This window comes from Neptuniibacter sp. QD72_48 (assembly GCF_047778065.1).
Taxonomy (GTDB): Bacteria; Pseudomonadota; Gammaproteobacteria; order Pseudomonadales; family Balneatricaceae; genus Neptuniibacter.
On sequence record NZ_CP180547.1, the window covers coordinates 3,071,905 to 3,086,931 of the forward strand.

Consider the following 15,027-nt stretch of genomic DNA (forward strand, 5'->3'; position numbering starts at 1 on the left):
TTAACCTGACACCGCAAACATCGATTTGAAGAATCCGTAATACACATAACCGACAATGCCACTAATCAGTAGAATGGCTACCGGCTCCATAGCTGTTGCTATGGCCTTAGTGATCATGCGCACACGCTCTTCATAAAATGTACCGGCATCTTTCATCACCGATACCATGCTACCTGTTCTTTCACCGACCAAAGTCATCTCTTGAATCAGCCCTTCGATATGTGGTTTACGGAAGCTTTTACCCATATCTGAACCTTGCAAAATTTCTTCTGATGCATCAGCAATATCTTTTGCTATCACTTTGTTATTGATTAATTTACTGATGATCTCCAACGATTGGACAACCGATATCCCACTCTGCAACATACTCGATAATCCCCAAGTAATTTGCGACATAGAGCTAGCAGAGATCATCGTGCCAACCAATGGCACCTTTAACAGCAAGTAATCGATATAAAAACGCCCCTGCTTACGGGAGTAAGTTAGAGTTATTCCTATCAGAATCACCAATATTACAACCAACACGTGCGCCCAATACTGATGGATAAAGTTAGAGATCCCCATCATCTGAATCATTTCAGGCGGCGGTGTACGACCAGTTTTCTCAAAGAACGCGGCAAACTTGGGAATAACTGTCGACATCAAAAAGATAAACACCCCAACGGTCATAAACAGCACCACCACCGGGTATGTCATGGTAGAGATAAGTTGGGTTTTGATATCAGCTTGGCGCTCCATAAAATCAGCAATACGTACTAGAGCAGGTTCCAACTCACCGCTGGCTTCAGCACTGCGTAGCATATGCAGCGCTAGTGGTGAAAAAACCGACTCATACTTCTCCATAGATTGAGAGAACGACTGACCCGCACTGATCTGGTCATTAATATCCAGAATAATTTCGCGCATTCTGCCACGCTGAATACCGCCTAAAATATTCAGCGCCTCAGTCACGGAGAGCCCTGAACGAAACATCAATGCTAACTGACGGAAAAAGAATATTTTTTGGTTGGTCTTAACAGGTAACAGACAAAGCAACTGCTCAAAGGCATCTTGTTTCGGTTTATCTGCAGCACCACTTCCAGCATTCTCTTGAATACTGCTGATATAGATCCCTTTCTTTTGCAGCTTAGCAATTGCTGCATCATGGTCAACGGCAGAGATAGTGCCTTCGCAGGTTTCACCCGAGGTATTCATCCCCTGATAAACGAACTTCATTCGTTAACCTCATCAAACTGATTTAGAAGACCTAAACGACGCAGTTCTTCCATCGAGGTTAAGCCCTGAAGTACCTTTTCTCGACCATCATGAGCAAGACTGATATAATGCTGAGCGTGTTTTCGTAATTGTTGCTCGTCTGATTCTTGAGTGATTAACTCCCGCAATACCTCGTCCATCCACAAGGTTTCGAATAGAGCAATACGCCCTTTAAAGCCCGTGCCAACACACAGCGAACACCCTTGAGGGTGAGAGAGCATAACTAGATCATCCGATGGTAAACCCAGCTGTTTCAATTCTGAGAAATCTGCCGGCATCTCTAACTTACAACTCTGACAAAGCTTTCTGGCCAATCGTTGCGCGACAATCCCTTGGAGGCTTGAAGCGATCATAAACGGTTCTAAACCGATATTTTTCAATCTAGTGACACTGGCAATCGCAGAATTGGTATGCAGGGTAGATAGAACCATATGGCCCGTAGTAGCAGCTTTTAGAGCAATCTCACCGGTTTCAGAGTCACGAATCTCACCGACCATAATGATATCGGGATCATGACGAAGGAAACTTCGAAGGGCAGAAGCAAAATTCACCTTCGCATTCATCTGCACTTGAGAAACACCCTCTACCACCATCTCAACAGGATCTTCAGCAGTAAGAATATTGGTGCTTTCCGATTTTAACTCTTCAAGCGCAGCGTAGAGCGTTGTAGATTTACCGCTCCCTGTAGGCCCTGTAATCAGAACAATGCCATGAGGCTGAGCAATGACGCGGCTGAACTGCCGTAACGTTACATCAGACATCCCTAGCTGTTTCAGGGTAAACAACTGATTATCCGTGCCAAGCAAACGTAGGGTTACTCGCTCACCATGCTTAGTTGGCGCTGTCGCCACACGCATTTCAAACTCGACATTATAAGGCGTTGTATAATCAGCACCGCCATCCTGAGGCATTCTAGTTTCGGCAATATCCAGGTTAGACATAACCTTAATACGGCTAACTAAAGAGATCCCTTCCGAAAGGGTAAAACGCTTCCCATATTGCTGTAATTGGCCATCTACCCGCAATCGCACAATGTAGTAGTCAGCTAAGGGCTCGATATGAATATCGGATGCTCGATGCATATAAGCTTGATTCAACAACTCAGAAAACTCTGCAACTGCATCAAAACCTAATTCTGCATTGCTTAACTCCACATCTAAACGCAAACTACATTCAAATGCTTCTGGCTCAGCCAAGCAGAGTTTTACATCCGTCTTGAATAATCGCTGTAACTGTTTTTCGAGTGTCGGATTCTCTGGAGAATCGGTAACGACATAGATTTTATCGCTATCAACTTCACCTATATCGACAGGAAGAATACGAAACTGACGAATAAAACTTTGCGGTATATTACTCAGGCGACTTTTATCTACTTGGATCTGCGATGGTCGAAGATACTGCATACCATGCTCACTAGCATAAGCATGATAGAAGCTACTTGGCGCTATCCGCTGCTCATAACAAAGCACCGTCTTCTCATCCATTTTTAAACGGCGCGCATGTAAGCTGGCCTCTGTATGCTGGCTCTCAGTAATCAGCCCTTGCTTAATAGCAGCTTCAATTAGCCATTTATCCCTAATCGCCATAGCCGGTTACCTGCCCAACACTCGAAGAGAGTTCTCAAACTGCTCTTTACGACTGGTTAGCTGCAATGCTTGCTCTTTGGTTAAGAACTTTTCATATACACGTTTAGCTAATGCAAATTCAAAAGTCTGATTGCCTTGTGCCCGCCCCGTTTCCATCACAGAACGAATTTGAGTGGTGTTATTCTCCCGAATAAGATTAGATACAGCACCATTGACCATCAAAATCTCATTCACCGGAACACGACCTTGGCCATCAGGAGAGCGGACTAAAGTCTGTGTGACAACTGCGCGCAGACACATAGATAGCTGCTGGCGCACTGTATTTTGCAGATCGCCAGGGAACATCCCGATTAATCGATCAATCACGCCAACCGCATCATTTGTATGTAGAGTGGCAAATACCAAATGGCCTGTTTCCGCCGCGGTAATAGCAGCATGCATGGTTTCTAGGTCACGCATCTCACCCAACAGCATTACATCTGGGTCTTCACGCATGGCACTGCGGATTGCATCCGCAAAAGATAGGACATCGTCACCTACTTCGCGTTGATGCACTACGGAGCGAATATTACTGTGTACAAATTCAATCGGGTCTTCGATAGTTAAGATATGACAAGCACGTGTCTTATTTATCTTATTGATAATGCTTGCCAATGTTGTGGACTTACCGCTACCTGTAGCCCCCGTCACTAGAACCAAACCGTCCTTAAAACCTACAACATCTTCTAGTTGGGCAGGCAAACGCAGCTCTTCAAACGTACAGAACGTGCCATCTAATGCACGGATAGCAAAAGCTAAACTACCGCGTTCGAAATAAAAGTTAAGGCGGAAGCGCACACCTAACAAGTTGGAATAACCTAAGTCACAACTACGCTTCGTCAATAAGTGATCAAATTGTTCGGCTGACAGGATTGCCTCGGCCATTCCTAATAATTGGTCCTTGGTGAATGCATCTGAGTCTTCTCGTTCCGACAGTTCACCATGAACACGCATCACCGGTGCAACATTGGCAGAACAGTGCATATCAGAGGCGCCAGCCTCCAGCATTAATGCCAATAATTGCTCAAACTGATCTGTATAGTTGTTTCTATCCATTACAATGCCAACGTCATCTCAATATCTAACACTCGACCACCACCTATGGCGGTACGGTCAGTACGACTAATCTGAAATTTGATTGGAATGACTGAATATTCCAACTGTGATAGTTGCCTAATAAACCCGTAAAGCGCGCTGTAGCCCCCCTGCAAACGTAATTCATATAAAGGTCGGTTCAGATCACCTTTACGTTGCTTAGACGGTTTAGCAGCAACCATCTCTGCTAGGTTACCTTCACTTTGTACTTTAGAAAGTAACTGCAATCGATTCGCTTCCGCATGCTGGGTTATTTGGCTGAGTAACTGAGCAAACTTAGCTTTATCACGGACATCGATAAAGCTATAACCAAAACCAGAAAGCTTAGACTTTTCCGATTCAATCGCTTTAGTTAGTTTCCGCACATCACTGGCACTAATTTTCTTACCATCAAGCTTCGGTACTTCGCCGGTGCTTTTTCTCTCGCGTTTAGCTGCCTTCTTAACTTTTTTCTCAACAGATTCAATTCTATCTTCCAAAACAAGCACTTGTTTATTCAGTTCAGCACCCCGAAAAAACAGGTAACCACCCGCGATCAAAGCAGCTCCTAAAACTGCGACTAGGATCCTTTCACGCATGTTCATTTCAGCAAAGGCATTCATCATTGAGCCCCCTTTTGTTTCAAAACGAACTCAAAAACATAAATACCGTTTTGCATCAGCGCTGAATCCCCTTTGAAGTTACTCGGGCTCTTATCGATATACATATTCAGTGGCTCAAGGCTGATGGATAGAACCTGATTGAAGTCATCAATGCTGGCCTGATCTACAGCCTTCCCCGTAATAGAGAATTCATACCAGGCACTTTCTTTCATTGACTCCAGCACTACGCCATCGTTAATACTTTCCGATAGCACGGGTAGAAGACGTTCGACAAATGACTGACGCTTAACAATCACTTGCTCAACCAGCTGTTTTTCAGATTGCAATGCACTCAGTAAAACAGTGTTCTGCTGATACGCGGTGATATTCTTGCGGGCTTCAGCACTATCTTTACGCTGCCGATCCCTTTTCTCTTCCATTATTTCTAATTGCCTTTCAGAAGATGCTAATTCCTGTTGCAATCGATCTAACTTCCAATAAAAGAAACCTTCATAAGCAGCGATTAACAGTGGCAACATACAAGCAGCCATTGCAATTTTAAAACCGTTACTACGATAAATAGGATCAGGTGGCGGCATGCCAATTAAAGGCGCGACAGAAAGTGGGGCACTACCAAGAAAATGTCTCGCAGCCCCCAGTTCAGCTAACAACTCATTTCTGCCAGAAGGTATTTTATCCGCCGCAGCCTGAGCTAAAGATTCAGCATCGAGCTGTAGCACTGATTCTAGCTGAGAGATCTGGTCGCTAAACGCGCTATCACCATCAGCAACAAGCCAACGATTTGCTTGCGCAAACGAACCTGTCGTTAAGACCTCTGCAACTGCCCCTGCATCTAACATATGGCTGGAGCATTTCACCATCGCTACATCTCGGATCTGGTTATCCTGCAACACAGCACAGAAAACATAAGCCTTATGGAATTCGGTCAACAATACGGTGTCAGTGCTCTCTAACAACGGCACAGTGGAACCCGCAAAAGGGTATACCTGACGCAGGTTCAGCTTAGGAAAACCAGAACTACCACCAACTTTTTTAACAGCATCTAACCATTGCTGATGCTGAGCAGCTGGCATAGCACTACACAGAAATTTTTGCGCATCACTTAAATCATCATAAGGTGATTCCTCTTTAGGCTGCGGTCGCCATTGAGTTAGAAGGCGCTGGTCTGCAAGCTGAAGTTTCTGCTGTATATGCAAACACTCTGCTATCTGTTCCTTAGATACCATCTGCTCACGGATCGCCACTTCCCCTAAACGCATCGGGCTTCGGCCGCCATGTTGCGCTGATAGTTGCTTCTCTTCAGTTACCAGATGCACCAGCTCTTCACGTTGTTCAGGAGAAATATACCCTCGCCCCATTAACAGCCAACCCAAGTCCCAGTTGGGTGATTGCATGGCAACCACGCCTTCCATCTCCCAACGTAACATTTCCAACAGATTTTCAGCTTCGGGAGAATCAAAACTTTCGGTGATCTGGACCAGATCAGGAATAGCACTAATATGTAATAACAAGGCATTACTAGGCACATTTTTACCTAGAACATTCTTTAACTGTTCCAACACATCAGTCAACGCAGCTATAGGATCAACCTGCTGTGACGAAACAGACACTGTAACTTTCAAGGCATCACGGTTACCATTGATAACCGTTGCTCGAAGACCAAACCCGTCAGTTTTAAGAACCAGCAAGCCTTTACCCGCTGTTTTTTTATTCAGAAACGACAGCATTAATTAACCTCAAATTGCAGTGCTGGCTGGGTGGTATTGGGTATAACCAGCAGGCGATCATATATTTGAATGGATGTTCCATTGATTAAAAAAACTGCATGCTGGCCAATTGGGAGTTTTTCCGTACTAGTGTTCAACCCGCCACCCCCATTTTTTTTCCACTCGCTAGCAGTAAATGAGAGTGAATGTTCTGCTTGTGATGCACCAATATCAAAGTGATAAGTGGTCCAGCGCTCGGCATCATCTTTAGCCTTATTTTCAAAAACCACCACAGCAAGCACTAAACTAGTGCCACTGTTATCAACAACAGATATGTCTAATTGGTTCAGCGGGACTTGCCAATCGGAAGGTTTAATTGCACCTGAAACTACAGATCCATAAGCTGAGGGGTGAAGCCCATCATCCCCTTTAAAGACAAAGTCATAAGTATCAGCATCATTTCGAATTTCAAAAGCGATTCCCCAGCCATCTAAAAATTCTTTATTGCTATCCAATCCAGAATTTAAATAATGACCTCGATACCCTTTTAGCTGAGGATAATTCGATGCGTCTACAGAAGGGCCTCCTAAATTGATATGAGGCTCTAGAGCATCAAAATCAGCCCAATTTTTACCACTTTCTTCACTCCAATCACCTTTTGAAATCAAAGGCTGCAGTTCAGTGGGATCCTGAGACAGAGTGGCACTCGCTGGGGGTAAAACACCGTTATCGATAACAAAGCCAGACAGCACTGGTTGATTGCGGTAGCTACTTTGCATCAAGATGCTTTTTCTAAGCAGCTCCATCTTATCTAAGGTTTCATCGTAACGAAGTTGGTTATCCTGATTATCGATAAACACCAATGGGGTACTGGCCACTAAGCCAATAATTAACATCACTAACACTAGCTCTAATAAGGTAAAGCCTGATTGACGTTTAGAGGACTGTTGATTGAGGATTAGCGAAGGCATAAGACAATATCATCCCCACTGCTGTTACAAAGTTCATCCGATGTACAATAATCAGGCTCACTTGGGTCGTAATTACAGTTATTTGGCTCATAAATACCATTAGAACCAAAGCTAACTATTCGAGGTACGCCTAGACTTGAACTATCAGCCATGGCTTCGAGATCAATCGCAAGATAAGGTCGACCAAAGTGATTGATCAGGGTTGAATCATCACCCGAAATTTTACGCCACTCCAGAAGGCAATCATTTGCACCAGGTGTACTACAACCACTCACACTGCGACTCTGCCCGTCATCGACGGGATAATGATCATAAGGGTCTGCGATACCAATAACAGAAGGAATTTCCGCGCCATCGATCACAAAAGGCTCGCCCGGATTTGCTGGGTCACTAATACTCGAGCCATCAGATGTCAGATCGTCACCAATATCCAGGTATAGGTACTTATGACCATTTAGGTAAGGACCGCGCCAACCTCGCCGATAATCCACACTCCAAACAGCAGCAGAAGCGGGTTTAATAAATAAGAAACCTAAATCAGCAGGGGTTTCACGAACGGGTAAAGTGCCGTTATCTTTATAATAGGCTTCGACAGCCTCACCCAATTGCTGCATCTGATAACGTGTGGCTTGATCTGCGGCATCTGATCCAACATCACGGAAAGAGGTCACAACACCACCAGCGACTACTAACAAGATAGCCGCAACCACTAGCATTTCTAGAAGTGTAAAACCCTTCTGAGACGACAAAACCGCTTTGCTAAAAACATCATTACGGACACTTTTAGAAAAACGGTCTATAGGGGAACTGCGGTATTTTTTATCTACCAACTTCATACTTAGCCATTGTATTTATTATTGTTATTAGCCTGTCCTTAGCTATCTACCTTCATCCAAGTAAAACCTTTGTCACTGCCAACCCTTCATCCATTTAAAACGGTGGGTTAAGGGCAAACACATTCCTTATAAAAAAGGCAGGAGCTTAGCTCCTGCCTTTTCAAAAAGAAGAATTACTCTTCTTCGTTACCTTTCGCTTCAGCGATCTCGTCGTCGTAACCGTCGCCGCCGGCATCAAGAATCGCTACAACTTCTAATTCATCACCAACTTCTTCCCAGTTAGCAACAGCACAATCGGTTCCATCAATTAGGTCTTCTACATCACCACTGTCACACTCTGCTAGTCTTACTACAACAGAGTAATTAGAGTATTTATCAGCTGGGGAATTACCATCTTGAGGAGCACGAGCAATAACAGCATCCAATTCAGCAGCTGGACCAACACCAAATACAGCAAGTACAGCATTTTCTGCCTGTCCTAGTTCAGCAGGTTCAGTAAATAATGCGATTGGTACAGTTTCAGTTGTCAAAGCGCCGGTCAAATCAACTTCTGCACCTGCGCCAAATTCCCATTCATCATCTTCAACAACTGGTGAGTTGAAAACCATTGATGGCTTAGTTACTTCAACCAAATCAATCTCAGCAACATTTTCATCAAAGCCGCCAGCAGTTGTGAACAAGTTGTTACCTGTAGAGCCATTACACAGCTCATCGTTTACGTAGCGTAGAGATGTTAGACCATTCTCAGCAAGTACTGTCACCGCACCTGAAGTAATCTCTGCAATACCTAGTTTGTTGAATAAATCAGAAGATAGGCCGCCATTGATTCTCTGCAAGTTGGACGTATTACCAGCATCACTTAAAAGTCGCTCGGTACCATTACTAATCTGGGTTACAGTAGCAGAATAATCTGGCTGCACACCTGTCGAACAGATCAAAGAGTCCAGACCCGCCGGAAGAACACGTCGCTCTGTCACATTAAAAACATTCATGCTGTTTTCTAAGGTTGCCATAGTGTGAACTGCTGTAGCTTGAGCTGCACCTTCCTCTTGGCCATCCATATTAGTAATTACGGCACCCGCAATTACTGCAAGAATCGCAACAACTACTAACAATTCAAGCAGTGTAAAACCGCCTTGTTTTGCTTGTAGCTTTTCACCCTTAGCGCGCAACTCTGCGTCTTTAACCTGAGATAGGTCAGCTTTCATAAATTTGCGAATAGAATCTTTCATCTGTTGAGCGTTCATTATTTTTCTCTTTATTATTTTTACCGCATCTGTCTCGCACAGATTTTTGGATTTTTATTTATAAAAATCTTTAAGATGCAAACCCGCATTGCACTCTTTTAATTAGGGACGAGCTCTTCGCTAGCTTAAACATCCACCACAAAACGGTACTGTCGACCGTAATGGAGAATGACCTCTTTTTGCTGGCGCTTTAGAATTTTGGTTTCGATTCGGATCTCACCATAACCATCATGAGCAAGCACATCTTCAAACAACTCCAACAATTTCTTTTTAGCTGGATCAGCTGCTGGTTTATCCGTGCTCATAATTTTTTGCCCTTGGCTATGGCTTAATCTGACTTCCTTGAAATGTTGGGAACTAATCCTTAGCACCCCATGTCCGAAAAACGTGACAGAAAAGGTAACTGTTTCAAAAATGTTACCAAACTGGCCATTAGAGCCACCTTTTCTAGTACTTTGGAGCCAACTTCATCCCGAAATTCCCGTGAAGCATTCCTAAAAAACCTAACAAACGAATTCGGAATTGATCCCGCAGAGGTATGATTTTTAATAGAAAAAATAAAGGAAGGAACGTTCGTGAATATGGTGACTAAAATCTAGAATCGCAGATAAAAACTAGAGGAAGGTAATAAAAATTCAAACAAAGGCAGGTAAGCTACCGAGGCACGCTTAAGACTTTTTTGTTCTTCAGTAGGCACCAATACACAAACACACAAATATTGAGGGCTGAATATGACAGGTAGTCTTTTACATAGAACTTGGTGCAGTGTTCTCTACAGGCTTTAAACTCACATCTCCAACCACGCAATTTCGACCACTTTTTTTCGCTTCATATAGAGCATCATCTGCCCGCTTAATCAAAGCATCTAAATTAATGTCGGTCGGTTCCGCAGTAGCAAAGCCGATACTAATCGTGATTTTTATTTTGTGCCCCAAGAGCGCATATTCAGACTGGGAAACAAGCCGCTGTAACCGTTCAGCTACCTGCTTTGTACCAGCATAAGAAACATCAGGAATCAGGGCAATAAACTCCTCTCCGCCATATCGACCAATCGCTGAATACGAGCGTAGTTCTCCCATCAACCGATGCGCCACCAACTGTAAGAGTTTATCGCCTACCAGATGACCGTAGTTGTCATTCACTTTTTTAAAGTGATCAAGATCTAGCATCAGCAAGGCAAAGCTAGCTTGTTTTGACGAGGAGCGCTTATAACGCTGCCACTCAGCTTCCATTCTTCGTGTAATTTCAGCTCGGTTATAAAGCCCTGTTACCGCATCAACCGTCGCCAACTCTTCCAACATCTCTTGTTGATAAACCATTTTCTTCACCGCCTTACGCATAAATACGAAGGCTGTGCAAATTACGCTCAACAGAATGATCGCTAGCACACCGACAAACAGAATAACTCCTTGTTGGATTTCACCACGAAAGCTCGAAGTATCTTGGTAGATTTCGAAGATTCCAATCAGCCCCCCATTCCTATCACGCATGGCGACATAGCTCTCAACCACATCAACATCGAACCGGGTTTCATGAGCCAAATCCCTGATCTGGTCTTTTGTTTGAATATTCGAACTCGCACCATCTATAACGGCTTGTTTAAGCATCTCATTCGCACTCGCATCTTTGCCAATAATGCTCAGATCTGTGCTGTAGATGATGATACCCTCTGGGGAAAACAGCTTAGTTTTCACAATACCATAGGGCTGAATAAAGTCTCTTAGAGTTTTATTTAGCTCTAATAATTGCGGAGGTAGCAGAGGAGCAGAGTTCAGTGCTGAATTGAGCTCAGTACGGTATGTAGTAAAAATCGCTTCCGTAAGGTTAATGGCGTTGGATTCAGCTAGACGTACGACATGACGTTCATATAATTTGCTAGCAGCATAGCCACTAAGCAGTAATAGAACAATCGATGCAAGAATGGCAACTAAGCAGAATCGCTGTAAAAATTGACTCAACGATGATGATAAGGCTTTTGGGCTCAACAACTAACAACCTCAATACAGCAGGAACTGTTTTCTCTTTCTCTAATTTAGGTTAGCAGAAACTCTACCGACCGTTCATACTCCTTTCATTCAATATTTCAATTTTTAGCCTAAAGGTTAGTACTACTGAGGTTTAAGCATTAATTTTTCAAATTGCAGATAAGGTACTGGCCGACTGCTGAGGTAACCTTGATAGTAATGGCAAGCTTTGTTTTGCAAAAACCTTAACTGCTCTTGGGTCTCCACACCCTCAGCCAACACTTTTAAACCTAAGCTATGCCCCATGGCAACGATTGTAGCTGCAATCACCATATCGTCTTTATCCTGAGGAATATCTTCTACAAAAGATTTATCTATTTTAAGGACATCGATTGGGAATTTTTTAAGATAGGCTAATGAAGAGTAACCGGTACCAAAATCATCGATAGCGACTTTAACGCCCAACTTTCGTAGCCGATGAAGCAGATCAATAAATTCCTGCTCTCTTTCCATCAATGCACTTTCGGTAATTTCGAGTTCTAGATATTGTGCAGGCAACTCCGTTTGCTCAAGCACCGTTTCCACAAGCTGACAAATATCGGTGTGCCGCAATTGTACAGAAGATAAATTAACAGCCATCGTAATCGGCTTAAAACCTTGATCCAACCATGACTTCAGTTGTATACAACTTTGCTTCAGTACAAACAGACCAATAGGATTGATCAACCCCGTTTGTTCGGCCAATGGAATAAAATCAGCAGGGCCGATTAAACCTTTTTCCGGGTCTTGCCAACGCACCAACGCTTCTGCACCGATTAACTCACCTGAAACAATATCAATTTGCGGCTGATAAAAAACCTCTAGCTCTTGATTCTCTATCGCACGGGATAACCTAGCTTCCAATTCCAATCGACTACGAGCGTCACGCGTTAGCTCTTCTGTGAAATAATTAAAGCAACCACGCCCTTCGTTCTTAGCTTTATACAATGCTGCATCTGCATGCTGTAATAATGCTTCCGCATCTTCACTTTGGGTAGGATAAATACTGATCCCAATAGAGCCCCCAATGGCAACATCCACACCATTCTTTAAAACCCAGCGTTTACTAATAGCTTCGATTACTTCATTTGCAACAAGACCTGCATCCTCCGGATGGTGAATATCCTCAAGCAACAAAGCAAATTCATCCCCCCCCATACGACAAACAAGATCAACTTGCCGCAACCGGTCTTTTAATAGCACAGCTACTTGCTGTAGCAACTCATCCCCCGCTGCATGGCCAAAGCTATCGTTCACATCTTTAAACCGATCTAAATCCAACAATAATAAGGCCAACTGTTTACTATTCCGCCTTGCTACGGCTAACGATTGCTCCAATCGTGATTGCAGCATCAATCGGTTAGGCAGATGGGTGAGCATGTCATGATGAGCTAAATAATTTAGCTTTTGCTCAGACTCTTTAAGTTTAGAGATATCTGAAAAGACCCCTACATAATGAGTGACCTTTTGATAATCATTGGTAACCTGACTAATACTCAGTAACTCGGGGTAAACCGCACCATCCTTGCGACGATTCCATATCTCCCCCTGCCAACTGCCTTTTTCTCTCAAACTCTCCCACATCAATGCGTAAAACTGCTCATCATGTCGGCCCGATTGCAAAATTTTGGCGGGTTGCCCAATCACTTCGTCACTGCCATACCCAGTTAACCGGCAAAAAGCTTTATTAACACGTTGAATAACTCCAGCTGCCGAAGTAATCATCACCCCTTCTGTCGTACTACCAAACACAGCAGCAGCCTGGCGAAGACGATCTTCTTGGCTTTTGCGTTCGGTTACATCTTCCAAGATAGCCAAGAAACCACACTCAGTAGTAATACCCGAGGCGTTAATCAGTTTTTGCTTACCCTCCAAGCAAGTAATCTTATATTCACTTAAGGGAATTTTATGGTCGGTTATACGCGCTCGCTCAATAGCTCCATACCAACGCTCACGCGCTTCTTTACGGTATTGTAGATCGGGATGAGCTAAGGAAAACCAGGTATCTAAATCGGGTAGGTGTTTTGCTGAATAGCCTAATGTTGTTGTGAAGGCTTTATTAAGGCTAATCAATTTTCCATCAAACCCAACATAGGCCATAGGAACAGGTGATTGCTCAAACAAGACTCTAAAACGCTGTTCACTATCTCGAATAGAATCTATTGCTTGGAACCGTTCAGTCAAATCACGAGCGATAGCAACAACATAATCTTTATGCCCAAAGCGTACTAAACGCGATTTAACCTCTACTGGAAAAACGGTGCCATCCAAGCGCCGATATTCTGTTGTTTGTAGCAGCTCTTCTTTAACCTTTAACTCAGATAGATTTTTTTCTAACCAGTCGTTTAAAGATTCATTCGCGGTGGTCAAATCAACAACACGCAAATTTAATAAATCGCCATGTGACATAGCTAGGCTTTTTGATGCCTGCTCATTAGCATCTAAAATTCGTCCATCATCAGCATCAATGATGTAAATTGCATCACTGACCTGTTCAACCAAATGCTGGTAAAAATCGCGTTGCTCTATATCCCTTAAACGCGCTTCACTATTAACTAAAGCACGGCTTTTTCGCTCTAAGGTTTCTTGCAAATACTCGATATAAGAACCCTGTAGAGATTTAGCGATATCATGCCGAGTCAAGATGCCCTTAAGGCAACCATCATGTTCAACCACCACAAGACGACGCACATGGTTGCTCTCCATCATCCGACTAGCAATTTGCAAAGGTAGATCAGGCAAAACAGTTATTAAAGGCGTAGCCATAACCTCTCTTGCCAGCACCTTTTCTATGTCTAAATTTTCAGTCGCTAGACGAACTATGTCCCGCTCGGTCAAGATACCAACCGGACAACCCTTCTCTACAATTACCGTGCAGCTAATTTTCTCTGAGCTCATCAAAGAAAGCACAGAAGCCAACGAAGCTTCAGGCTCTACTCCTTTAACACGGTAACTCATCGAATTAGCTACGGTTTTTAATTCAACGAGGTACTCCATTCCCATGTGGTGAAGAAAATCCCCTTCACTCACAAGACCCAACAACTGTCCTTCGTTGCCTACGACGACCAGATGCCTGACATTGTTTTCAGACATCGTTTGATAAGCTTTGGCATAACCAAGATTAGAGGAAACAGTGATGACAGGCTGACTCATTACATCAGCCATGCATAAAGAGGAGATCGAATGATCATCAAGCATTAAACGAATGGCATCTTTCTCGGTAAAGATACCTACAGGCTTAGCAGAATCACCGATAGCGACAATGCTACTGATCGAATGCTGCTGCATTAACGCAAGCACCGTTTTTAAGGGCACATCCGGTGAAACAGTTATAACACTAGGTGTAAGTATCGCCTTCAAAGGTGCCGCTTCGATTTCAATAGCATTCAAATTCATACATCAACCAATTCGAATTAGATCAAGCAGTTAATGATGCTACCCAGATCGATTGTCAAAAACATTGATATCAGTACCTATATCAATCGATCTAAATACAAGAAGATATAATGTATTTTAAAATTATCTTTTATATAATTACGTTTACTAATCTAGTTTAGGTACAAAAATTAGTATCTGACTAATAGAAAGCGCTTATTTTTTCAGTAAAAACAAAACATTAGATAGCGCTTAATAAAACTTTATACTGAGACTACGGTCATTTATGAAGTGCAGGTGAGGAAATACGACT

General features: G+C 43.2%; 11 protein-coding genes. All 11 read right to left on the reverse strand.

The window, feature by feature from the left end; all coding sequences use genetic code 11:
* On the reverse strand, positions 1-1,215 hold the full coding sequence (locus ACMXYX_RS13970) for a type II secretion system F family protein (RefSeq protein ID WP_415906122.1): 1,215 nt from the start codon (positions 1,213-1,215) through the stop codon (positions 1-3).
* Complete coding sequence (locus ACMXYX_RS13975; protein WP_415906123.1) at positions 1,212-2,840, reverse strand: GspE/PulE family protein; 1,629 nt, start codon at positions 2,838-2,840, stop codon at positions 1,212-1,214. Before ACMXYX_RS13975 ends, ACMXYX_RS13970 begins: the two co-directional genes overlap by 4 nt.
* 6 nt (positions 2,841-2,846) lie before the next feature.
* The gene (locus tag ACMXYX_RS13980) at positions 2,847-3,935 is read right to left on the reverse strand and encodes a type IV pilus twitching motility protein PilT (RefSeq protein ID WP_415882254.1); all 1,089 of its coding nucleotides are present in this window, start codon (positions 3,933-3,935) and stop codon (positions 2,847-2,849) included.
* On the reverse strand, positions 3,935-4,579 hold the full coding sequence (locus ACMXYX_RS13985; protein WP_415906124.1) for a hypothetical protein: 645 nt from the start codon (positions 4,577-4,579) through the stop codon (positions 3,935-3,937). The genes ACMXYX_RS13980 and ACMXYX_RS13985 overlap by 1 nt, the downstream gene beginning before the upstream one ends.
* Positions 4,576-6,303, reverse strand: a complete 1,728-nt coding sequence (locus ACMXYX_RS13990; RefSeq protein WP_415906125.1) for a hypothetical protein — start codon at positions 6,301-6,303, stop codon at positions 4,576-4,578. The genes ACMXYX_RS13985 and ACMXYX_RS13990 overlap by 4 nt, the downstream gene beginning before the upstream one ends.
* Entirely contained in the window at positions 6,303-7,253 is a 951-nt protein-coding gene (locus ACMXYX_RS13995; protein ID WP_415906126.1) for a type II secretion system protein, read from the reverse strand. The genes ACMXYX_RS13990 and ACMXYX_RS13995 overlap by 1 nt, the downstream gene beginning before the upstream one ends.
* Entirely contained in the window at positions 7,241-8,089 is an 849-nt protein-coding gene (locus ACMXYX_RS14000) for a type II secretion system protein (RefSeq protein WP_415906127.1), read from the reverse strand. Before ACMXYX_RS14000 ends, ACMXYX_RS13995 begins: the two co-directional genes overlap by 13 nt.
* A gap of 173 nt (positions 8,090-8,262) precedes the next feature.
* On the reverse strand, positions 8,263-9,336 hold the full coding sequence (locus ACMXYX_RS14005; protein ID WP_415906128.1) for a type II secretion system protein: 1,074 nt from the start codon (positions 9,334-9,336) through the stop codon (positions 8,263-8,265).
* A 125-nt stretch (positions 9,337-9,461) separates the two neighbouring features.
* Positions 9,462-9,641, reverse strand: coding sequence for a hypothetical protein (locus ACMXYX_RS14010; protein ID WP_415882260.1), 180 nt, complete (start codon positions 9,639-9,641; stop codon positions 9,462-9,464).
* 441 nt (positions 9,642-10,082) lie between these two features.
* The gene (locus tag ACMXYX_RS14015) at positions 10,083-11,321 is read right to left on the reverse strand and encodes a GGDEF domain-containing protein (RefSeq protein ID WP_415906129.1); all 1,239 of its coding nucleotides are present in this window, start codon (positions 11,319-11,321) and stop codon (positions 10,083-10,085) included.
* 123 nt (positions 11,322-11,444) lie between these two features.
* Positions 11,445-14,735 carry an EAL domain-containing protein gene (locus tag ACMXYX_RS14020; RefSeq protein ID WP_415906130.1) on the reverse strand — a complete coding sequence of 1,097 codons (3,291 nt, stop codon included), beginning with the start codon at positions 14,733-14,735 and terminating at the stop codon, positions 11,445-11,447.
* Between the last annotated feature and the right edge of the window lie 292 nt (positions 14,736-15,027).

What these genes read in the sequence shown, in the direction of transcription:
- ACMXYX_RS13970 (WP_415906122.1), bottom strand. Translation starts at nt 1,215, where the DNA reads ATGAAGTTCGTTTATCAGGGGATGAATACCTCGGGTGAAACCTGCGAA.
- ACMXYX_RS13975 (WP_415906123.1), bottom strand. Translation starts at nt 2,840, where the DNA reads ATGGCGATTAGGGATAAATGGCTAATTGAAGCTGCTATTAAGCAAGGG.
- ACMXYX_RS13980 (WP_415882254.1), bottom strand. Translation starts at nt 3,935, where the DNA reads ATGGATAGAAACAACTATACAGATCAGTTTGAGCAATTATTGGCATTA.
- ACMXYX_RS13985 (WP_415906124.1), bottom strand. Translation starts at nt 4,579, where the DNA reads ATGATGAATGCCTTTGCTGAAATGAACATGCGTGAAAGGATCCTAGTC.
- ACMXYX_RS13990 (WP_415906125.1), bottom strand. Translation starts at nt 6,303, where the DNA reads ATGCTGTCGTTTCTGAATAAAAAAACAGCGGGTAAAGGCTTGCTGGTT.
- ACMXYX_RS13995 (WP_415906126.1), bottom strand. Translation starts at nt 7,253, where the DNA reads ATGCCTTCGCTAATCCTCAATCAACAGTCCTCTAAACGTCAATCAGGC.
- ACMXYX_RS14000 (WP_415906127.1), bottom strand. Translation starts at nt 8,089, where the DNA reads ATGAAGTTGGTAGATAAAAAATACCGCAGTTCCCCTATAGACCGTTTT.
- ACMXYX_RS14005 (WP_415906128.1), bottom strand. Translation starts at nt 9,336, where the DNA reads ATGAACGCTCAACAGATGAAAGATTCTATTCGCAAATTTATGAAAGCT.
- ACMXYX_RS14010 (WP_415882260.1), bottom strand. Translation starts at nt 9,641, where the DNA reads ATGAGCACGGATAAACCAGCAGCTGATCCAGCTAAAAAGAAATTGTTG.
- ACMXYX_RS14020 (WP_415906130.1), bottom strand. Translation starts at nt 14,735, where the DNA reads ATGAATTTGAATGCTATTGAAATCGAAGCGGCACCTTTGAAGGCGATA.